Source organism: Paenibacillus pabuli, assembly GCF_039831995.1.
Taxonomy (GTDB): Bacteria; Bacillota; Bacilli; order Paenibacillales; family Paenibacillaceae; genus Paenibacillus; species Paenibacillus pabuli_C.
Window position 1 is genome coordinate 209,719 of record NZ_JBDOIO010000003.1, and the last position, 20,977, is coordinate 230,695.

Below are 20,977 nucleotides of genomic sequence, written 5' to 3' on the forward strand. Positions count from 1 at the left end.
TTTTCCAAAATAATAGAACGTAATTGAATACTGGTACCTTTAATTCAGTCCAGAGAGGCTGGCAAGGGCAGCGGATTTTTATAATCACGCGTGAAACAGGGCATATTCCGTTCAGGGATGCTCTGCGTCTTCGCGCGGGTTATGATGCAAAAAAGAGGCTACTTGTCAGTTTACGACCTGACGAGTAGCCTCTTTTTTCTGCTTTTTGGTATCAGGACACTTTAAGTTGGGGGTATTCTGATGAGCAAACAAGATCAAGAGTTTTCATGGCAGGCAGTGCCAAAAACGCAGAGAAACCATTTTTGGAAGACGTTGTCCGTTATGCTGGGATTCACGTTCTTCTCGGCAAGCATGCTGGCAGGAGGGACGCTTGGTGTCAGCTTAACGTTTATGGAGTTCATTGGCATCGTGCTTGCGGGTAATTTGGTGCTGGGAATCTATACGGGCGCACTGGCACATATCGCGGCGAAAACAGGCTTGTCCACACACTTGCTGGCCAAATATGCCTTCGGTGAGAAAGGGTCGTATCTGCCTTCGTTCCTGCTCGGCTTCACACAGGTCGGATGGTTCGGTGTCGGTGTAGCCATGTTCGCGATTCCCGTCGCCAAAGCGATGGATTGGAATGTGTACCTGTTAATCTTCGTGTTTGGTCTCGCCATGACGGCATCTGCAATCTACGGCATGAAGTCACTTGTTATTTTGGGTTATATTGCAGTTCCGGCCATTGCCATTCTCGGGAGTTACTCCATGTTCCAAGGCGCAGACACGTTGGGCGGCCTGCAAGGATTGTTTGATTACACGCCGGCACAGTCGCTCACTGCAGCAGCTGCACTAACCATTTGTATCGGATCATTTATCAGCGGCGGAACGTTAACACCTGACTTTGCCCGGTTTTCCCGTACGTCACGCCAGGCTGTTACCGCAACAGTCATTGCATTCTTCCTGGGTAACTCGCTCATGTTCCTGTTCGGTGCAGTCGGCGCCATGGCGTATAACCTGGCAGATATCTCAGAAGTCATGTTCCTGCAAGGTTTGATCATACCTGCGATTATCGTCCTGGGACTAAATATCTGGACAACGAACGATAATGCCCTTTATGCTTCCGGACTGGGTTTTGCCAATATCACTAAAATTTCGAAAAAATTCTTCGTCATCGTCAACGGCATCGTGGGCACCATCTTTGCGATGTGGATGTACAACAACTTCGTTGGTTTCCTGAATGTACTTGGCGCAGCCGTACCGTCCATTGGGGCTATCATCATTGCAGACTACTTCTTCGTGAAGCGAAGAGATTATAAACCGTTTGCGGAGATGACTTTCAAGAAGGTAAACTGGATAGCGATGGTGGCTTGGGCGATCGGCGTGGCATTTGCCCAGTTGGCACCAGGAGTCACGCCATTGAATGCACTTCTTGGTACAGCCGTGGCCTACATTGTACTCATGCTGATCATTTCTGCGAAAGAATCCAAAGAAAAGGGGAAAATAAATGATTATACAGAACGCGAAATTGCGGGGTAAAGAAGGTCTATGGAATATCGTCGTAAAAGACGGGAAATTCGAACAAATCACACAGGAGCCAGCTGCTTCGGCCAATGAGGAAGTCATCGACGTGGGTGGTTCGCTTGTATTGCCACCGTTCATTGAGCCTCATATTCATCTGGATACAACGTTAACGGCGGGTGAGCCGGAATGGAATTTGAGCGGTACACTGTTCGAAGGCATTCAGCGGTGGTCGGAACGCAAGGCATTCCTGACGCATGAAGACGTTAAAACCCGTTCCAAAACGGCGCTGAAATGGCAAATGGCACAAGGCATCCAGCATGTGCGCACACATGTGGATGTTACTGATCCAAGCTTGACGGCAGTTAAAGCGATGCTTGAAGTAAAAGAAGAAATGGCGCCTTACATTGATATCCAGCTTGTTGCTTTCCCGCAGGAAGGCATTCATTCCTATCCGAACGGCGTGGAGCTGCTTGAAGAATCGCTGAAAATGGGCGTTGACGTCGTCGGAGGTATTCCGCACTTCGAATTCACGAGAGAATACGGCGTCGATTCAATGAAGGTTGCATTTGACCTTGCCGAGAAATACGACCGTTTGATCGACATCCATTGTGATGAAATCGATGATGAGCAATCCCGTTTCGTGGAAGTCGTTGCCAAGGAAGCCTACGAACGTGGTCTGGGTTCCCGTACGACAGCGAGTCATACAACCGCAATGGGGTCATATAATGACGCATATACGTACAAACTGTTCAGATTGCTGAAAATGGCTGACCTGAATTTCGTCTCCAATCCGCTGGTGAACATCCACCTGCAGGGACGTTTCGACACTTATCCAAAAAGAAGAGGACTGACTCGTGTCAAAGAATTGCAAGAAGCAGGTCTGAACGTGTGCTTCGGTCACGATGACATCTTCGACCCATGGTATCCGCTCGGTACGGGCAACATGCTTCAGGTGCTGCATATGGGTATCCATGCTTCGCAGCTGCTTGGTTACGATCAGATCGTGAATTCTATCGACCTGATTACCAAAAACAGCGCAAGAACGCTCCATATCGAGGATGTGTACGGCATTGAAGAAGGCAAGCCGGCCAACTTCATCGTTCTGGAAGCCGAGAATGAATATGAAGCCATCCGCAAACAAGCCGGCGTGCTCTACTCATTCAGAGGCGGCCGCAAAATCGCGGAAACGAAGCCACGGGACACATCAATCATTCTTGAAGGCGGTTCGGAGAAGGTAACATTTAATAAATAAGTAAAAAACAATGCATTAAGCAATTCTTGCGCATGAACCAAACATCCCCTCGGGTTAACAGGACAATGAGAGATCTTCGTGATCGTGAACTCTCCCTGCACACCAGAGGGGATTTTTTATGCCATGTATGTCAGGGAGAACAGCGGGTATTTCGGCACCTTGTGCTCCTCGTAACACGTAGGCTTCATGACAAGGAGGGTAGCTTAGTACGACAATGCAAGCAGCTATCCAATGGTTCAGCTGCTCTTCTTCGTGATAACACTCCAACAGGCCTTATCGAGAGACGAAGACCTCATCATGAAGTCATTTCATTACGGCTTTTTGTAATCTCGCTACACCTTCCTGTATTTGTGCATCTGACAAATGGGCAAACGACAAATAAATACCAACCTTCATGCCATCCGACGTTGAGCTGCTGACTTCCGAGTATATGACTCCTTCAGATCTAGCCGATGCCCGAAAGGCTTCATAAGCGGACCCATCACCTCGCCACCAACCGAACACGTGCAGACCCGCTTCATTTTCGACCCAATCAAACCATGTGGATAGCTGCTGATTCAACAGCTTGAGCAGCATATGGAACTTGCGGCTGTACAGACGATTCATCCGGCGCAGGTGACGCTCATACTGACCACTTGTCATAAATGCAGCGAGCGCCCGTTGCTCAATTAGATTGACGGGTCTTGGTTCGTATAATGCCTGGGCCTTTCTAAAAGTGTCTGCCAAGGTCGGAGGGAGAACCACGTAGCCCAGCCGGACTTCAAATGGCAAGGTTTTGGTGAAGCTTCCAAGGTAAATGACACGCCCCTCTTTATCCAGTGTTTTGAGAGGTTCAACATGCATGCCGCGATACCGGAACTCACTATCATAATCATCCTCGACAATCATGGCATCATGACGATGTGCCCAATCCAGCAGAGTTTGTCTGCGTTCAAGACTAAGCATTTCGCCCGTTGGAAATTGTCTTGAGGGCGTGACAAACAGCATACGTGCATCCCAGTTTTGGGGAACCAGTCCCTGGCCATCGAGGTTGGCCTCAATCAATTTGGCACCCGCAGCCAGAATGGCTTGAGAAATCCCGATATAACAAGGACTTTCCGTCACGACATGGTCGCCGGGATCTGCAAGCAATTGAGTTAGCAGCGCTATAGCCTGCATAGACCCGGCAGTGACGGCAATATGATCCGCATCTACATGAATCCCCCGCATTCTCCGAAGGTAGGCCGCAATGGCTTCTCTCAATTTCGGGTCTCCTGTTGAGCTTACAGAGGCAGAAGTATGGCTAGAGTGATCCTCACGATGCCGTATCTCCGCATACAATCGATTATTCCATTCCTCGTAAGGGAATTTGGATAGATCCGGTTGATATTTGCCGAAATCGATAACTTCGTTGCTCTCATTTCTGTGATCACGCGCATGTGCTGTTTGTTGAGCAGTCTGCTGCTCAAGCTGCTGAATACGGTTCCCCCAAGCGGACAAGTGATGAGAACAGGATTTCACCAGGTACTCCTCATTGCTAAAATCCGCTTGATAAGCGACAAAAGTACCTCTTCCATGCTCTGACTGAAGGTAACCTTGAGCAGTTAATGTATCATAAACCTGGTTCACTGTTCCTCGGGAAATGTGATACGACGCAGCTAACTCCCTTGAAGAGGGGAGCTTTTCACCGTAAACGAGATTGCCTTCCTGAATAGCGTCACGCACCGCATGATAGAGAGCCTTCATCTTGGTATATTGTCGGTTCAAATATGAATTGTAGGCTGCATGAAATTGCATAGATCCTCCCATGGTTATATAAAGTGGTTCAAACCATTCAAAGTGGTACAATAAAATCCGGTGATATTGGATCTTTTTATGTGTCCATTATCATTTTATACTAATTCATAGTTTGAAGGGAAACAATAGTGGCATCGAAAAATAGATCATTTACATTTGCTGAAATAAGATGTCCTTTTGAAAAGCACTCAAAAGTTAAATGGGAGGAATACAATCATGCAAACAGGTACAGATCGTGTTAAAAGAGGAATGGCTGAGATGCAAAAAGGTGGCGTCATTATGGACGTCATGAACGCTGAACAGGCTAAAATTGCGGAAGCGGCTGGGGCAACAGCTGTTATGGCTCTGGAGCGGGTGCCTTCTGATATTCGCGCAGCCGGCGGTGTAGCCCGCATGGCAGATCCGACAATCGTTGAAGAGGTTATGAAAGTGGTGTCCATTCCGGTTATGGCCAAAGCGCGTATCGGTCATTACATAGAAGCCAAAGTGCTTGAATCTCTAGGTGTGGACTATCTCGATGAGAGTGAAGTACTGACGCCTGCAGACGAAGTATTCCATATCGATAAACATGAGTTCACTGTACCATTTGTATGTGGAGCCAAAGATTTGGGAGAGGCTCTTCGCCGTATTGGTGAAGGCGCATCGATGATTCGTACCAAAGGTGAGCCTGGAACGGGCAATATTGTTGAAGCTGTTCGCCATATGCGTCTGATTAACAGCCAAATCCGCAAAGCGCAAAACATGTCCAAGGACGAGCTGTATGCTGAAGCGAAAAACCTGGGTGTGTCTTATGAGCTTCTGCTCGACGTACATGAGAACGGCAAGCTTCCAGTCGTTAACTTTGCAGCTGGTGGTGTAGCTACTCCTGCAGATGCTGCACTAATGATGCATTTGGGCGCAGACGGTGTATTTGTTGGATCCGGTATTTTCAAATCAGATAGTCCTGAGAAATTCGCTCGTGCTATCGTTGAAGCGACAACGCATTACACGGATTACAAACTGATTGCCGAAGTGTCCAAAAACCTGGGCACCCCTATGAAAGGGATTGAGATTTCCAAACTGTCTGCGGATGAGCGCATGTCCGATCGCGGTTGGTAAGATAGAAGGGCTTCCAAGTTGAATAAGTTGTTGCAACAGTTATGAAGAAGAGCCGGTCAATTGAGTACAATTGATCGGCTTTTTTTGTTATTCTTGAGGGAAAATGCAGAGCTGCATACGGAAACTTGAACAAATTCGACTTCATATCCAAGTAAACCACGGCGGTTATATAGCCGCCCAAGATGTGTTACCAGCACAAAGTTGCGCTCTTCAGTATAGTTTGTCTTTTTTCTGCAAAAAACAAAGCTTGTCGCTCTTGATGTAACGGACACCGCACGGTCTAGCTTGTTGATATCTTCAAAATGCTGTGCCTATAATAAGCGGTATGAAGGAAGGTGCGGACCATTCGCTATCTATATGAGTTTATTCAACATCAGGACGATCTGCCTATGAAACTCTTCGTGAACTCGGTGAAACATATTGATTTCCATTGGCATAAGGAAGTGGAAGTTGTATACGTTCTTCATGGTTCAATCATCATGTATCTGGACCAGCAGCAATATACACTGCATGAAGATGATTTGATTGTCGTTAACAGCATGTCCGTCCACAAGATTGAACGAACCAATCAGGACAATGTGCTATTAACATTGCAATTCGGTCCCGAGTTGATGAACAATAATGCTTTTATCTCCTGTAACTCTGCCATGAACGTGGAGCAGGACGCTCTACGCCTGTATAGTATTAAACAATATCTTGCGCAAATGGTATGGGAGATTAACAAAAAAACGCCGGGTTATCAAAACTTTACCATGGGCAGATTACAGATGTTATGCGGCTGCCTGCAGAGGTATTTTTCCAGTGGAATAAATTCCGCATTGGAAGAAGGAAGCAAGGATTATGACTATAAAAGACTGAACAGGGTCCTCACATATATTGATATTCACTACAATGAGAAGATTACGCTGCAGGATATGGCGGATTCCGAGCATTTAAGCTTGCATTATTTCTCCCACTTCTTCACCGACAAAATCGGGATACCTTTCCAAAAGTATTTGACGCTCATTCGCCTCGAGAAAGCTCAAGCCCAGCTGGCAGCGAATGATAAAAATATTTCGGATATCGCACTGGATTGCGGATTTGCCAATGTGAAGCTGTTTAACAAATACTTCAAAGAAAAGTACGGCTGCACGCCAGGCTCCTATCGGGAAGCTTCGCGAGTACCGGAACCCCATCAGCTGAATGTAAACCGCAAGCCCAAAACGTATGAGGAATCTTCAAGCGGCGATTATTACGAGATGGAAACGTTGAATGCGATTGGCTCACTGTATCGATATCTGGATGCTAAGGTTGACGCGGATCAGGACACGCTCCCTGTACCGTCTGCACATCTGTCAGACCAAACTCACATTGAAATTCGTGCAGACCAGACATCAATTGTCTACGAAAAGCACTGGAATATCACCATGACGGCAGGAAGAGCTATTGAAGGCTTGCGTGAAGATTGGCGGAAGCAGCTGTCCTCACTGAAAGGAAAAGTACCTTTTCAATATATTCGATTTCACGGCATATTTAATGACGAGATGATGGTGTACAGCGAAACGGAGGATGGCATCTCCGTTTATAATTGGTCTTACGTGGACAAGTTGTATGATTTCTTGCTGGATCAGGGAGTGAGGCCATTCGTGGAATTAAGCTTTATGCCGAACCAGCTGGCGAGATCCAAAGAAACGTTGTTTTGGTGGAGGGGGAATATTAGTCCGCCATCCGACCCTGCCAAGTGGCAAGGCCTTGTGCGTGAGTTCATTCGACACTGTTTGAATCGTTATGGGGCGGAAGAAGTGAAGAAATGGTATTTCGAAGTGTGGAACGAGCCTGACCTGGCTGGCGTTTGTTGGGCAGGAAGCAAGGAAGAATACTTCGCTTTTTATGAATCGACCGCCCATGCCATCAAATCGGTATTGCCCGAGCTGAGAGTGGGAGGCCCAGCTATGGGTTATGGATCTCTCTGGAACGACATTTGGGCTGAGGAGTTTCTGTCATATTGCCGCAAGCGGGAAGTTGCTCTCGACTTTTTCTCGTTCCATATCTATTCGGAGTATCCCAAGCTGAAAGTTGAAGAGGATCGTTTAACCCAAATCATGCCTCCATCTTTTTATAAAGAGAGTATTGATCTTCTGCGGCAAAAAATGAAGGCGGCTTCGTACAGTCATGTCGAACTTCATGTGACCGAGTGGAACTTTTCGATATATGACCGTAACTTGCTGCACGATACCATGTTCATGGCTCCGTTTGTCATTTACCACACCATGAATACGCTCGGTGACGTGAAAGCAATGGCGTTCTGGTCCTTTACCGATGTATTCGAAGAAAGCATCGTTCCCGCTTCTCCTTTCTACGGGGGCTTCGGCCTGATTAACCGCGATGGTCTGAAGAAACCTAGCTATTATGCATATGAGCTTATGCAGAAGCTCGGTGATGAGCTGCTGATCAAAGGAGACGGTTATGTCGGAACGCGAAAAAGGGACGGAAGCATGCAATTTCTGTTCTATCACTATGTGCATGTAGATCGGCTGTTTGCGAGTGGAGATTGGTCCGAGCTATCCTGTTCAACCCGTTATGACGTATTTGAGGAGAAAGGCAGCAAAGCTTTTGAGCTCACGCTTAACAAGCTCTCAGGACCTTATAAATGCACCAGTTATCAACTGGATCGGGAGCATGGATCGGTATTTGATGAGTGGGCTCGCATGGGTTCGCCATATTCCCTGACGGAAGAAGAAATCGCCTATTTAAACGGCAGGAGCGGACCCGTCATGGGGACAGAAATGGTTAGGGATGAATGTTGGCGCAGAGAAATTGTGCTTCCGCCACATGGCGTGATGCTGCTCATTTTGGATAGACAATATTAAAAAAGTATCCTTAAGACATCCTTTCCGTAATGGAGGGATGTTTTTTGTTGTTTATTTTTCGCTGAGGCAGACAAGCTAGAACCTAGGATATCAATTAGGCAAAAAACGAACCATGATGCGGCAAGTTCCAACAAGAAAGCGTTAACAAAGATTTATATACTATGGTTGTGCAGCTAAGAGGAAGACAGGGGGAGTTTGGATGAAGCGTTTCATGAAATGGATGACAGATTCGTTTGCGCCAAGATTGGAGGCATTTACGAATAATATTTGGGTTTCTTCGATTCAAGAAGCCATTATGGTCGCCATTCCGATGATTTTCATCGGTTCGATTATTACATTGATTTCGATTTTGCAGGATTTCATTCCGGGCATGCCGGACTTGACACCCATCACGACATTCAGTTTCGGTTTGCTCGGGTTGTTTATTGCTTTTCTGACGCCTTATGTGGTGATGGAGAAAAAGGAGCGGCACAAAATCAAGCTGCTGGCGGGAATGACGGGGGTATCTCTGTTTGTTATGCTCCTCAACCCGACGGTAAACGAAGACGGTACCATTCAGTTCATCCTTGAACGATTTGGACCATCGGGGATGATCACAGCACTCCTGGTGGGTGTATTCGTTGCGCTTGTGATGATCATGTGCAACAAATTTTCGTTCTTCAAAAAGGGGTCTTCACTTCCCGAATTCATTATGGACTGGTTCGATTTTCTCGTCCCGATCGCCCTGGTATTAACAACAGGATGGGTTCTCGTATATCAGCTTCATTTTGATATTTTTGGACTGATCGTGAACGTGTTTGAGCCAATCAATGCCTTGGGACAAAGTTTAACTGGATTTTTATTGTTCAATTTTATTGGTGTAGTGCTGTATTCCTTCGGCGTAAGCCCTTGGGTCATGACACCGATCTGGTACGCGATCTGGATACCTGCAATCGAAGAAAATGCAGCTCTTGTGGCAGCCGGACAGGATCCTGTCAATATCAACACGTTTGAAACCTTTTTCTCCGGATGGCTGGGTATTGGGGGAATGGGAGCGACCTTACCGTTAGTGGTTTGGTTCCTGATGGCACGTTCGAAAAAACTGAAATCTGTCGGCAAGGCAACCATTATCCCGTCCTTGTTCAACATCAATGAACCCGTCGTGTACGGTGCACCGATTGCCTTTAATCCATTACTCATGGTACCCATGTGGATTAACGCACTTATCACGCCAGTGATTGTGTACTTGGCTCTCGACTGGGGTTGGGTGCGGATCCCGAGCCAGATCTTCCAGCTATGGTACACACCGATCGGCTTGTCCACCTACATTATGTCTGGATTTAACGGTCTTATTTTGCTGGCGGTGGTCCTGCTGATTGTATTTGTGGTTTGGTTCCCGTTTTTCAAACTGTATGATGCCCAGGAATTGAAGAAAGAACAGGAACAAAATTAAATAAAAAGGGTGAGTACTATGAATAAATCGATCAATGAATTGTTGTCGGCAATGACTCTGGCCGAGAAAGCTTCACTCTGCGCGGGATTGAATATGTGGATGACGAAAGGAATCGAGCGGTTGAACATTCCGCCAGTTCATATGTACGACGGGACGAATGGCATCCGTAAAACGAACAGTGACGAAGAAATGGGCATCACAACGGAAAATGTACCCGCCACTTGTTACCCTACGGGTTCGGCCATCGGTTCTTCGTGGAACACGGAATTGTTGCATGAGGTGGGTGTGGCACTAGGACAAGAATCAAAAGCTATGGACGTGGAGCTGCTGCTTGGGCCGGGTGTCAATATGAAAAGAACGCCGCTTGGCGGGAGAAATTTCGAATACTATTCGGAAGACCCTTGCTTGTCGGGTGAACTTGGCGCAGCTTTCATTAACGGGATCCAAAGCGAAGGTGTGGGTGCTTCTGTCAAGCACTTTGCGGGTAACAACCAGGAGTTTGAGAAGATGGTGACCAGTTCGGAAATCGACGAGCGGACGCTTCGCGAAATTTACCTGAGTGCCTTTGAACGAATTATTAAGAAATCGGACCCTTGGACGGTCATGTGTTCTTATAACTTATTGAATGGAACCTACACGAGTGAGAACGAACATTTGTTGCATGACATTTTGAGAGAAGAGTGGGGATATGAAGGTGTTGTTTTATCCGACTGGACAGCTGTCAATGATCGCATACGCGGTCTGAAGGCTGGGCTTGATCTGGAGATGCCAGGTCCTGCTCATTACAATGCCAAAGCCATCATTGAGGCGATTCAGAACGGAAGCCTTTCCGAAGAACAATTGGATCGAAGCGTGGGTCGCATTTTGAAGCTGGTCGAGCGGGTAACGGGCAACAAAGGCGAGGGGACTTCTGAAGATGCGGATTACCATGCACTTGCTCGTAAAGCGGCAGCCGAAAGTATTGTGCTTCTGAAAAATGAGAACGCAATTCTTCCGCTGCAGCCGGAATCATTGGGGTCCATTGCCGTGATTGGGCGGTTTGCCAAGAAGCCTCGAATTCAGGGGGCAGGCAGTGCGAAGGTAACGCCGACAAGAGTAGACATTCCGTGGGACGAGATAAAGAATCTGGCCGGCGAGAATATTACGATGGGATATTCAGAAGGATACCCGGAGGATGACTCCATTCACGATGAGTTAATTCAGGAGAGCGTCACATTAGCCAAGAATTCTGATGTTGCTGTACTGTTTGTTGGCCAACCGGAATATGCCGAATCGGAGATGCATGATCTGCAAGGAATTGATCTTCCTGAGCATCAAGTGAATTTGATTCAGGCGGTAGCCGCAGTTCAGCCCAAGTGCATCGTTGTAACGAGCAGCGGCTCCGCACTGGCGATGCGTCCATGGTTACAGCATGTACCGGGCATAATTCACTCGTGGTTGTCAGGTCAAGGCATGGGTAAAGTGATTGCAGATGTATTATTTGGGCATACGAATCCATCGGGCAAGCTATCCGAGACCTTCCCCGTGAAGCTATCGGACAATCCTTCTCATATGCGGATTCGCGGAGAGAACGGCAAGCTGTATTATCGTGAAGGTCTTTTTGTGGGATATCGATATTACGACCGCAAAGAACTGGCACCTCAATTTCCGTTTGGGCACGGATTATCATACACATCCTTCTCATATACGGATCTGAAAGTGGCTCAGACAAATAGAGGTGTTACCGTATCCTTTGAATTAAAAAATACCGGTAAGCGCAAGGGGAAAGAAGTAGTGCAATTGTACGTGCACGATGAAGAGTGCACATGGACCCGTCCAGAGAAAGAGTTAAAAGCCTTTGTCAAAGTCGAACTGGAGCCTGGTGAAAAACGCAAGGTTACGTTTGAACTGGAAGAGAGAGATTTTTCATACTACAACACCAAGTATAACCGCTGGGTAGCAGAGACCGGATATTTTCAAATTTCACTCGGCAGCTCGTCCAAAGACCTCCGAATCAGTGAGCGTCTGCATTGTGACTTCGGGAAGGAAGAAATTACGTTCCACAAATTCAGCCTTCTCAGCGAATGGATGAGTGATCCGGCAGCGAAGAAGGAATTGGAGAAATGCCTGAATGAAATGAACGAGCATGTTACAGATAAGGTATATCTTAACGAGGAATTTGTGGGATTTTGGGAAGACTTCCCTATGATCAAGGTATTCCAAATGTTTGGTCAACAATGGATGAACGAGCGTTCACCTGATGAGGTTATTCATGAACTTATTGCCAGGGTTAACCAGGCACGAAATTAATAGATAAGGTAAAGAAAAACCAAGTTCGATCCCGTAAAGAGGAGATGAACTTGGTTTTTCTATCGTTACGGGACAGATTGTTTACAAACAGCCGGATGCTATGCAGAGCTTGCTCGATTCACGATGTAAATGCCGAGCGACACGAACAGGAGGGCAACCAGATTCTTCAGTTCCATAATGCTTTCGCCCAAAAATACAGCAGATAGAAATGCGCCAAACACGGGGATAAGGAAGTTGTATACAGACACTTTTCCTACTTTGTTGTATTTAAGAAGCATATTCCATAAACAAAATGCTGCGGATGACAGGAGTACCAAATAAACTAAGTTACTGGTGGATTCCAGGGTGAAATGTGTAACCTGTCCGCCCAGCAGCAGACCCAGCATAGCCAGCGTCAATCCGCCGACAAACAGGCTGAAACCCGTTACGACCAATACATCCATGGAAGAGGTTAAATGCTTCGCGTAGATGGCCGTAATGGAAAATATGAATGCAGCTGCAATGACGAAGCCTTCACCTGTAAACGAAACGGAAAATGAAAGTAGATCGGTATTGAAATTGACAATAATGACGCCGATAAATCCAAGCATACAACCAATGACTTTTTTATTGCTTAGCTTATCATTTTGATACAGGAAATGGGCAAGTACAACGCTGAAAAAGGTAGCTGTCGCGTTCATGATTGAACCTTTGACACCGGTCGTATTCGATACACCTATGTAAAAAAACATATACTGCAGGCCTGTTTGCATGACTCCCAGCATAGAGAGGCTAGTCCATTGCCGTCCAGTCAGGTTAAACCTGCGTTTTCTAAACAAGCGATACAGGGTCAGGAGCAGCAAGCCTGCGAGTATAAAACGATATCCGGCAAATACAAACTTGGAGGCAATATCTTCTGGCATGATGTTAAAAGCGATATACCCTAGTTTAATGGAGGGGAAAGCACTTCCCCATAACAAGCAGCATAGGCTTGCGATTAGGGTTACAACCAGTGGATCTGTTAATCTGTTCGGTTTTTCAATTGCTTTACTGTCATTCACTTGTAATCTTCTCCTCAACATGTAGTGCGTATGTGATACAACAAATACATTCTAGACCATATCACATTTCCCGCGGCTTGTATCCAAAAGTTAAATGTACTAAACATTACGGAAAATGAAAATGTGGTGCTATAACAGAAGTACATACGCAAGAATGGATCCGAGAATCCCATTCCAGCTGGTAGCAGGAGCCTTTGCTGTCTCAATTCCGCGTTTATGCCAAGAAAAATCATCAGTACCAATCCAATACAGGTGTAGATGTGAATCATCATGAGAGTTTGTGAGGTTGCGACTGAGCAGCCTTTTTTGAGCAGGAAGCTGGATGAATGATGTGGAATAATTATACAGGTATACTAAAGAGGAGGTTGTTAGATGGTCTTTCCAACGCATATCGTATCGGCAGGCGGAATTGTAGAAGACGGACAAGGAAATATCCTGTTGGTAAAAGCTCATGATGATGGATGGGTGTATCCAGGCGGGATTACTGAAGTAGGAGAAAACCTGATGGATGGCGTCATACGTGAAATCAAAGAGGAAAGTGGCATTGATGCCAGCGTTAGTCATTTAGTTAGTGTCGTCTCTAATACAGCAGTACATAAGTGGTATGACGGCGTGACAGATGTTCCAACAAAGGTCATGTTTGATTTCGTGTGCAAATTAGAAGGTGGGGAATTAGCTGCATCTGAGGAAACGAGTGAGTGCAGGTGGGTTCCAAAGGAACAGGTGCTGGATTATATTACACTACCTGCCATCCGCATGCGTTATGAAGCGTATCTGAGCTTTAATGGTTCAGTGAATTACATGGAGTACGTCACTGCGACAACATCAGAGTGCAATGTCAAGCTTCATAGACATGTTTAGCAGTTAGAGTGCTTGTAGTTTGAAGAATTATGGACAGACGGTCTACGTCAATGGATTACACATCTTGTTGATTGAACACAGGAGAGCAGTCGATCCATTAGATCGCCTGCTCTTTATTCATACGGCCGGAGACCAATGTGAATATTTGAACATTAAATATAGATATGCTGTTTCATAAAATGTAAAAAATCGCTTTGCATCGAGCCGAGCGTAAGGATCTTTTTGGAAATCATGAATTTCCATCGCCGACCATGAACGTGGAATGACCATGTTGCAGATAATAAGGTTCCAGAATGATATTTTTGATCTTGTAATTCCGCTGTTCGGAATTCAACTTTATGTACGACTTTAGTCGAAAAAAAATTGAGGAAAAGGATGATCAAAATATCCTCATTTATAAGCAATATAGCCCGGCTTGTCTTCGCCGACAAGCTCTGCGGAGTGGAATAACACATAAACATGTTAGGTTCTCTATGAGATTGAGTTAGCCGTTCCAACAATTTTTTGGTAATAAAGATCATGGTTCAATACTCCTCTGCGGTGATATCTCATATTGCAATCCGTTGCTAAAAATTCCGATCCAACAAAGTCCCAACCTGTTCTGCAATGACTTGGGTGGGCTCAGATAATCCATTGGTTAGCCACGCCTCTACAACCTCCACGATTGCTGCTCCAAAGAAGTTAAGAATGATCTCCTTGCTTAATCCTTGATTTATTCCTTCGGTTACACTCACTTCTCCTTCCAATTCCTCAATAACAAATGCAAGGAAATGATGACGAAATACAGAGGCCCCTTTGCTTGATAACATGGTTGAGAAGAAGGGGAGATGATGTTCAAAGTATTCAAACCAGAGTAGATTTCCCTCGGCAAAACTTAAATCAGATGCAGCTTCACATATTTTTCGAAGTTCGTTGATGTGCTCTTCGATGAGTTTGTCGAGCAAATCAAATTTATCCATGTAATGATCATAGATCGTTCTTCGACCAACGTTAGCTCGATCGGAAATATCCTGAATCGTAATTTGATCCAGATTTTTCTCAGACATCAGTTGGATAAATGCATTCTTAATGGCTTCCTGAGATTTTTGCACTCTTCGATCCAATTTGGACATGGGGGTTCACACCTTTTTGATCGTATTCACACATTGTTTTGAATCTGTGCGATAACGCACGAATGAAGATGGTTTGTTTATTGAAGCTAAACCACTTTCCATTTATATTATACACATGTGCGGTAACGCATCAATATGTAGTATCTTAATCATTTAGGTTTCCTTGACTGAAATAATAAAAGAGAAGCTTAAGGGAGGCGGAGCACGTGGATCGAATCGAAAAGAGTAAGGAAAAATACCAACAACTATTTGGTGAAGGCGTACCTTCTTCATATGCAACAGATCCTGAATTTCAGGATATCCTAAGCCGTTTTATTTTTGGAGAAGTGTTCTGTCAAGGTACTTTGACGGGCATTCAGCGGGAACTATTGACCTTAGTGGTCCTTACGGTCAACCAGGCATTACCTCAGCTCAGGGCACATGTTCATGCAGCGTTGAATATTGGGGTGACTCCGGTAGAAATGAAAGAGGCCGTTTACCAGTGTGCCCCATACATCGGTTTTCCGAGAACACTAAACGCCATTAATGAAGTGAATGAGGTATTCGCTTCCCGTAATATTGCATTGCCTATTGAAAGCCAAAGCCAGGTATCAGAAGATAATCGTTTGGAGAAAGGACTTGCCGTACAGATCGAGATTTTCGGTAATGTCATTGAAAAAATGCGAGCAAATACACCTTCTAATCAGCAGCATATTCAGGAGTACCTTTCGGCTTTTTGCTTCGGGGATTTCTACACCCGCGATGGACTTGATTTGAAAGTCCGGGAGTTGTTAACACTGGGTATGGTTAGTGCATTAGGAGGAGCCGAAGGGCAAGTGAAGGCACATGTGCAAGGAAATATAAATGTGGGAAATGACAAGGAAACGTTGATTGCAGCAATCACACATTGTCTGCCTTATATCGGTTTTCCGAGAACACTAAATGCACTCGCTTGCATTAATGAAGTTATTCCGGAAAGTGAAGAAAGATAATTTGTAATCCACTTATTGGAGGAATCAGATATGGCCAAACATGAAGAGGTAAAGAACGGTGTTATATTTCCGGTAGGAGAGAAAAATGAAGCATATGCACAGTATTTTGTAGGACAAAGTTATCTTCAATCCTTGGTTGCTGATCCCAAAGTGAATGTTGGCGTAGGGAACGTAACCTTTGAACCAGGATGCCGCAACAACTGGCATATTCACCGTGACGGGTTTCAGCTATTGTTAGTTACCGGTGGAGAAGGGTGGTACCAGGAGGAAGGCAAATCTGCCCAGTTCCTGAAAGCCGGGGATGTTATTGTCACACATGATGGCGTAAAACATTGGCATGGTGCCGCAAAAGACAGTTGGTTTGAACATATTGCGATCACGGCAGGCACACCTGAATGGCTTGAACCTGTCACAGATGAAGTTTACGATAATGCAACGAAGTGAGCCACCAGATTCTCATGGACTAAAAGTTTATGGCCAAAGCTAAAGAGGCACCCACATGGGGGTCTCTTTTTATTTTCTACATAATGGGAGTAAGTGAGTAGAGGTGGTCATTTGGCCGATATGGAAAACCCTAAATTGTTCAACCAAGAATTGAGTGCTAAGGATCATGTAGCAATCTATTGCGTTAATATAAAAGGGTTTAGCGAACCAGTGTAGAAAGGCAATGTATAAGCTTTGAACCATTATCTATGTGTAGGAGGAATCATTTGAAAATAGTTAAGGTATTCGAATTTGAAATTGGTACCGAGTTAACCGAGAATATACAAGCGTTATTAATCAAGAGTTTTCCTGGAGTTTATCCTGAGAATCGAATTTACTTCAAGCAAGTACCGCAATTTAGATTCCTGGCTTTTAACGATGAGAGTGAACTCGTAGGACAAGTGGGTCTGGATTATAGGGTAATGAATCTAAATGGTAAAGCCATAAGAGTACTGGGTGTCATTGATTTGTGCGTTTCACAAAATGAGCGCTCTCAAGGACTAGGGTCAAGGCTGCTTGTGGAAATTGATACGTTAACAATCGGTAAGAATATTGACTTTCATCTTCTGTTTGCAGATAACATGGCTCTTTATCTAAAAAACGGATACAAACGAGTTGAAAATCGGGTAAAATGGCTGAAAATTAATGATGAATCCCAAACTACGAATGGAATAGGGCATGAGGCCATCAGCGAATTAATGATCAAGGAAGTAAATGAGATGCGTTGGACCGAAGGAGAGCTAGACTTGTTAGGATATCTTTACTAGAATTGCGCTCGAAATAGAAATTTCACATCATTCACAACATATCGTTTAGCCATGAAACCGTTGATTCGTTAATTGAATAACGGTTTTTTGTGATTTTTAGAGTGGGATTGAAGAGCAAAGGAATACACCTCAACGAGGTTCACTTCTGAATCTGTATTTCCTTGGCGAGGCGCCAACCAACTTCTTGAACTGCCTCATAAAATGGGTGTCATTCTCATATCCACAGGAGTACGCAATCTGATTGATGGAGAGCTCGCTGTGATCCAAAAGATATTTGGCGTGTTCAAGCCTGGCATTAATCATATCCGTCATAACAGAACAACCAAATAGCTCTTTATAAATGTGTTGAAAATAGGATTTGCTCAAATTTAATCGTGAAGCTTGTGCTGTCACGGATACGTTCTGCTGAGGAGAGCGATAGATATCGTTGCGCAGCTCTGTGAATTGGACGTAATAACGGCTGAGTTGGTGGGGAGCCGTTCTTTCCCGCAAGTCGCTTAATTTCATGAAGAAAGATCGAAGGTCACAATCAATAATGCGCTCCCGCAGCTTTCCATCAAGTCGGTAACTATTCTGAAGATCCATAATGCTTCTGGAAATCAACAAAGGATCTGAAGCTTCAATAAGTGTATCCATAGGAAATTGAATACTAGGGAGAAACTCGTGGAAATCACTGCCGTTACAATGAAACCAATCATTAATAAATGGACTCTCCAGCTCACGGTAATAATGAGGCGTTTGAGGTTGAAACAAAATGAACGTGTTTTTCTCAACCGTGCTTGTGTTGTCATGCAATCTCACTTCTGCTCTGCTATTAAAAAACACAAAGGTGTAGTTTCCTGAACCATTCGGTCGGTTTCTCACAATCCCTTCATGGTGAATGGTGCGATAGCCGCAAGAAAGTAACGTTAGCATTCCATATCCTCCTAAGCACAATAGGTCAGTTTTTGATGATTATAGTTTATTGTTCGGGTGTAAACAACCATCTATAATTTTCTAAAAATGATTATGCTGAAGGAGGAAGGATACGTGTCGGTCGATAGAAAGTATTGGGTGGATACGTTGGTTCGCATAGCACATCCTGTACTCTATTCCTTATCGGAAAGCAAACTTGTTATCGATATGCCTGTCGAAGCGAAGGGGGAAGATCGAGCAGACTACGCCTATTTAGAAGCTTTGGGGCGGACACTTGCTGGGATTGCACCATGGCTTGAACATGGCCCTCGTTCCGGAGAGGAGGGAGAAATTCGAGCCAGGATGGCGAATCTGGCTAGGCGTGCAATCGAAGCAGCAACAGATCCGGCTTCACCCGATTTTATGAATTTCACACAGGGCGGCCAACCTGTTGTTGACGCAGCCTTTCTTGCGAATGCGGTGCTTCGGGCTCCACGTGAGCTGTATGAACTGCTTGATGAGAAAGCGAAACAAAATCTGAAATCAGCCCTGCTGGCAACACGGATGATACGCCCTGTATTCAGCAACTGGCTGTTGTTTAGTGCAATCATTGAAGCGGCCCTTGCCCGAATGGGCGAAGAAACCTGGGACCGCATGCGAGTGGATTATGCTGTAAGGCAGCATGACCAATGGTATATGGGTGATGGTGCGTATGGTGACGGTCCTGACTTTCATTGGGATTACTATAATAGCTTTGTGATTCAACCCATGCTCGTGGATATATTGGATGTGTTAGGTGATCAATTCGAGGATTGGAAGACGATTAGAGTCAAGGTGCTGCACAGAGCAACTCGCTATGCAGCCATCTTGGAACGCTTGATTTCACCGGAAGGCACCTTCCCGCCCATTGGGCGATCACTTGCCTATCGTTTCGGAGCATTTCAGCACTTATCCCTCATGGCTCTCAGAGAGGAGCTCCCGGTAGAAGTGCAACCAGCCCAAGTTCGCTGCGCGCTTACGGCTGTGATCAAGCGGCAGATTGAGATGCCCGGGACGTTTGATGATGCGGGTTGGCTGCGAATAGGGTTCGCCGGAAGCCAGCCGGAAATTGGTGAAGTTTATATATCGACAGGCAGTTTGTACCTGTGTACAACTGTATTTCTTGCGTTAGGACTGCCACCAGTCGCTGATTTCTGGCAGGGAGAGGCCGAGTGGACTTCACGGAAGGCATGGTCCGGAGGAGAAGTTAATTTGGATAAAGCCTATCATGATAAACACTAGAAGGGCACATTCGAAAAGGAGGCATTCTGAAATGTCGATTCAACCGGATTGGGTGCAGGAGGCATGGGATCAATCGAAGGCAAAAGTGAAACGGATTTCTCGTCGAATCGGGGATGGATTTCCTCACGCAAGCGTAAATGGAGAATACCAGTTAGAGCGACCATCCTGGTGGACTGCGGGATTCTGGCCAGGAATGCTGTGGCAAGTGTACCGGGACACCAAAGACGAAGAACTTAAGGAAGCCGCAGAATCCTGTGAACGCCAGCTTGATGCATTGCTGATGGATTCTCGGATGGTTGATCATGATATCGGTTTCATGTGGACGTTAACAAGCGGTGCCAGATATAAGCTTCTGGGAGCAGAGGATTCCAAACGGAGAGCTCTGCTTGCCGCTAATCTCCTGGCTGCACGTTTTAACGTCCAGGGAAATTATATTCGTGCATGGAATGGGGAGCATATTGCAGGCTGGGCCATCATTGACTGCTTGATGAATTTGCCGCTGCTTCATTGGGCATCCAGTGTAACGGGGGATCCTCGTTATAAATACATCGCAGTCAAGCATGCGGATACGGTGCTGCAGCATTTTTACCGACCGGATGGCTCCGTTGCCCATATCGTCGTGTTTGATCCGGAAACCGGGGAAAAGCTCGAAGTAAAGGGAGGCCAAGGGTATTCACCGGAGTCGGCGTGGTCCCGTGGTACAGCCTGGGCGATTTACGGCATGAGTCTAAGCTATCATTATACGGGTAACCCGCAGTATCTGGATGCAGCCAAACGAACGGCCCATTTTTTCCTGGCCAATCTACCGGAAGACCAGGTACCAACTTGGGATTTTCGTACACCTGAAGGAAATTCCTCGATTCGTGACTCATCTGCCGGAGCTTGCGCCGCTTCCGGACTGCTGCTTTTGGCTGATCAGGTTGATGGATTGGAAGCAGAGATGTATCGCAGAAGTGGAGAAAGGATTCTTCATTCCTTGTACATGAATTATGGAGCATGGGACTCGGAAACAGAAGAAGGCCTTATTTTGCATGGGACAGGTCATTTCCCAGAGCAGAGAAATGTCGATGTTCCACTGATTTACGGCGATTATTACTTTGTAGAAGGGATATCGGTGTTGAAGGGTTTTAAGGAGCGTTTTTGGTGAACCTTATGAATGTTTGTTATATAAAGGCCTAATGAACGGGTGTGTCGAGGTAAGAAAATAGTTACACTGTAAGCCGCTGGTGAAGCGGCTTTTTCGTATTAAGAACATTATACCCTCGCTTATTGATACTGATTATTGTTCTCATTTACACGCTTCAACATTTACTGTATACTGACAATAGTTTTTACATAATGGTCAAAAAGACAAGAGAATTCAAAAGGG

At 45.5% G+C, this 20,977-nt stretch carries 16 protein-coding genes; 12 read left to right on the plus strand and 4 right to left on the minus strand.

What is annotated here, in order from left to right; genetic code table 11:
• The first annotated feature begins 240 nt into the window (after positions 1-240).
• Both codB and ABGV42_RS03295 read left to right on the plus strand, forming a co-directional pair.
• On the plus strand, positions 241-1,518 hold the full coding sequence (gene codB, locus ABGV42_RS03290) for a cytosine permease (RefSeq protein ID WP_347380361.1): 1,278 nt from the start codon (positions 241-243) through the stop codon (positions 1,516-1,518).
• A complete protein-coding gene (locus ABGV42_RS03295) occupies positions 1,487-2,755 on the plus strand; it encodes a cytosine deaminase (protein WP_347380362.1) in 1,269 nt (422 codons plus the stop codon). Before codB ends, ABGV42_RS03295 begins: the two co-directional genes overlap by 32 nt.
• 303 nt (positions 2,756-3,058) lie before the next feature.
• Here the strand turns inward: ABGV42_RS03295 and ABGV42_RS03300 are convergent, their stop codons facing one another.
• Positions 3,059-4,531 carry a PLP-dependent aminotransferase family protein gene (locus ABGV42_RS03300; protein ID WP_347380363.1) on the minus strand — a complete coding sequence of 491 codons (1,473 nt, stop codon included), beginning with the start codon at positions 4,529-4,531 and terminating at the stop codon, positions 3,059-3,061.
• A 213-nt stretch (positions 4,532-4,744) separates the two neighbouring features.
• Here ABGV42_RS03300 and pdxS point away from each other — a divergent pair, with 213 nt between their 5' ends.
• The 4 genes from pdxS (at position 4,745) to ABGV42_RS03320 (ending at position 12,199) form a co-directional block, all read left to right on the plus strand.
• Positions 4,745-5,629, plus strand: a complete 885-nt coding sequence (gene pdxS, locus ABGV42_RS03305; RefSeq protein ID WP_347383127.1) for a pyridoxal 5'-phosphate synthase lyase subunit PdxS — start codon at positions 4,745-4,747, stop codon at positions 5,627-5,629.
• 389 nt (positions 5,630-6,018) lie between these two features.
• Entirely contained in the window at positions 6,019-8,478 is a 2,460-nt protein-coding gene (locus ABGV42_RS03310; RefSeq protein WP_347380364.1) for a GH39 family glycosyl hydrolase, read from the plus strand.
• Between the two features lie 199 nt (positions 8,479-8,677).
• Entirely contained in the window at positions 8,678-9,910 is a 1,233-nt protein-coding gene (locus tag ABGV42_RS03315) for a PTS sugar transporter subunit IIC (RefSeq protein ID WP_347380365.1), read from the plus strand.
• An 18-nt stretch (positions 9,911-9,928) separates the two neighbouring features.
• Complete coding sequence (locus ABGV42_RS03320) at positions 9,929-12,199, plus strand: beta-glucosidase (protein WP_347380366.1); 2,271 nt, start codon at positions 9,929-9,931, stop codon at positions 12,197-12,199.
• 98 nt (positions 12,200-12,297) lie between these two features.
• Here the strand turns inward: ABGV42_RS03320 and ABGV42_RS03325 are convergent, their stop codons facing one another.
• Positions 12,298-13,239, minus strand: a complete 942-nt coding sequence (locus ABGV42_RS03325; protein WP_347380367.1) for a DMT family transporter — start codon at positions 13,237-13,239, stop codon at positions 12,298-12,300.
• 372 nt (positions 13,240-13,611) lie between these two features.
• On the opposite strand from ABGV42_RS03325, the gene ABGV42_RS03330 reads away from it, so the two are divergent.
• Positions 13,612-14,100 (plus strand): NUDIX hydrolase, encoded by a 489-nt coding sequence (locus tag ABGV42_RS03330; RefSeq protein WP_347380368.1) that lies wholly within the window; start codon positions 13,612-13,614, stop codon positions 14,098-14,100.
• Positions 14,101-14,666: 566 nt separating this feature from the next.
• Here ABGV42_RS03330 and ABGV42_RS03335 read toward each other — a convergent pair.
• Complete coding sequence (locus tag ABGV42_RS03335; protein ID WP_347380369.1) at positions 14,667-15,212, minus strand: TetR/AcrR family transcriptional regulator; 546 nt, start codon at positions 15,210-15,212, stop codon at positions 14,667-14,669.
• Positions 15,213-15,418: 206 nt separating this feature from the next.
• On the opposite strand from ABGV42_RS03335, the gene ABGV42_RS03340 reads away from it, so the two are divergent.
• The 3 genes from ABGV42_RS03340 (at position 15,419) to ABGV42_RS03350 (ending at position 17,433) form a co-directional block, all read left to right on the plus strand.
• Positions 15,419-16,183: a carboxymuconolactone decarboxylase family protein gene (locus tag ABGV42_RS03340; RefSeq protein WP_347380370.1), complete on the plus strand. Its 765-nt coding sequence runs from the start codon at positions 15,419-15,421 to the stop codon at positions 16,181-16,183.
• A gap of 30 nt (positions 16,184-16,213) precedes the next feature.
• The gene (locus ABGV42_RS03345) at positions 16,214-16,627 is read left to right on the plus strand and encodes a cupin domain-containing protein (protein WP_347380371.1); all 414 of its coding nucleotides are present in this window, start codon (positions 16,214-16,216) and stop codon (positions 16,625-16,627) included.
• A gap of 266 nt (positions 16,628-16,893) precedes the next feature.
• Positions 16,894-17,433, plus strand: a complete 540-nt coding sequence (locus tag ABGV42_RS03350; RefSeq protein WP_347380372.1) for a GNAT family N-acetyltransferase — start codon at positions 16,894-16,896, stop codon at positions 17,431-17,433.
• Between the two features lie 129 nt (positions 17,434-17,562).
• On the opposite strand, the gene ABGV42_RS03355 is transcribed toward ABGV42_RS03350, so the two are convergent.
• On the minus strand, positions 17,563-18,348 hold the full coding sequence (locus ABGV42_RS03355; protein ID WP_347380373.1) for a helix-turn-helix transcriptional regulator: 786 nt from the start codon (positions 18,346-18,348) through the stop codon (positions 17,563-17,565).
• A gap of 93 nt (positions 18,349-18,441) precedes the next feature.
• Between ABGV42_RS03355 and ABGV42_RS03360 the strand changes: the two genes are divergently transcribed.
• Both ABGV42_RS03360 and ABGV42_RS03365 read left to right on the plus strand, forming a co-directional pair.
• A complete protein-coding gene (locus tag ABGV42_RS03360) occupies positions 18,442-19,608 on the plus strand; it encodes a DUF2264 domain-containing protein (RefSeq protein WP_431523633.1) in 1,167 nt (388 codons plus the stop codon).
• Positions 19,609-19,639: 31 nt separating this feature from the next.
• On the plus strand, positions 19,640-20,755 hold the full coding sequence (locus tag ABGV42_RS03365; protein WP_347380375.1) for a glycoside hydrolase family 88 protein: 1,116 nt from the start codon (positions 19,640-19,642) through the stop codon (positions 20,753-20,755).
• Positions 20,756-20,977: the final 222 nt, after the last annotated feature.

Coding starts and splice junctions, on each gene's coding strand:
- codB (WP_347380361.1), top strand. CDS start 241: ATGAGCAAACAAGATCAAGAGTTTTCATGGCAGGCAGTGCCAAAAACG.
- ABGV42_RS03360 (WP_431523633.1), top strand. CDS start 18,442: ATGCTGAAGGAGGAAGGATACGTGTCGGTCGATAGAAAGTATTGGGTG.
- ABGV42_RS03365 (WP_347380375.1), top strand. CDS start 19,640: ATGTCGATTCAACCGGATTGGGTGCAGGAGGCATGGGATCAATCGAAG.
- ABGV42_RS03355 (WP_347380373.1), bottom strand. CDS start 18,348: ATGCTAACGTTACTTTCTTGCGGCTATCGCACCATTCACCATGAAGGG.
- ABGV42_RS03315 (WP_347380365.1), top strand. CDS start 8,678: ATGAAGCGTTTCATGAAATGGATGACAGATTCGTTTGCGCCAAGATTG.
- ABGV42_RS03335 (WP_347380369.1), bottom strand. CDS start 15,212: ATGTCCAAATTGGATCGAAGAGTGCAAAAATCTCAGGAAGCCATTAAG.
- ABGV42_RS03310 (WP_347380364.1), top strand. CDS start 6,019: ATGAAACTCTTCGTGAACTCGGTGAAACATATTGATTTCCATTGGCAT.
- ABGV42_RS03345 (WP_347380371.1), top strand. CDS start 16,214: ATGGCCAAACATGAAGAGGTAAAGAACGGTGTTATATTTCCGGTAGGA.
- ABGV42_RS03295 (WP_347380362.1), top strand. CDS start 1,487: ATGATTATACAGAACGCGAAATTGCGGGGTAAAGAAGGTCTATGGAAT.
- ABGV42_RS03330 (WP_347380368.1), top strand. CDS start 13,612: ATGGTCTTTCCAACGCATATCGTATCGGCAGGCGGAATTGTAGAAGAC.
- ABGV42_RS03300 (WP_347380363.1), bottom strand. CDS start 4,531: ATGCAATTTCATGCAGCCTACAATTCATATTTGAACCGACAATATACC.
- ABGV42_RS03320 (WP_347380366.1), top strand. CDS start 9,929: ATGAATAAATCGATCAATGAATTGTTGTCGGCAATGACTCTGGCCGAG.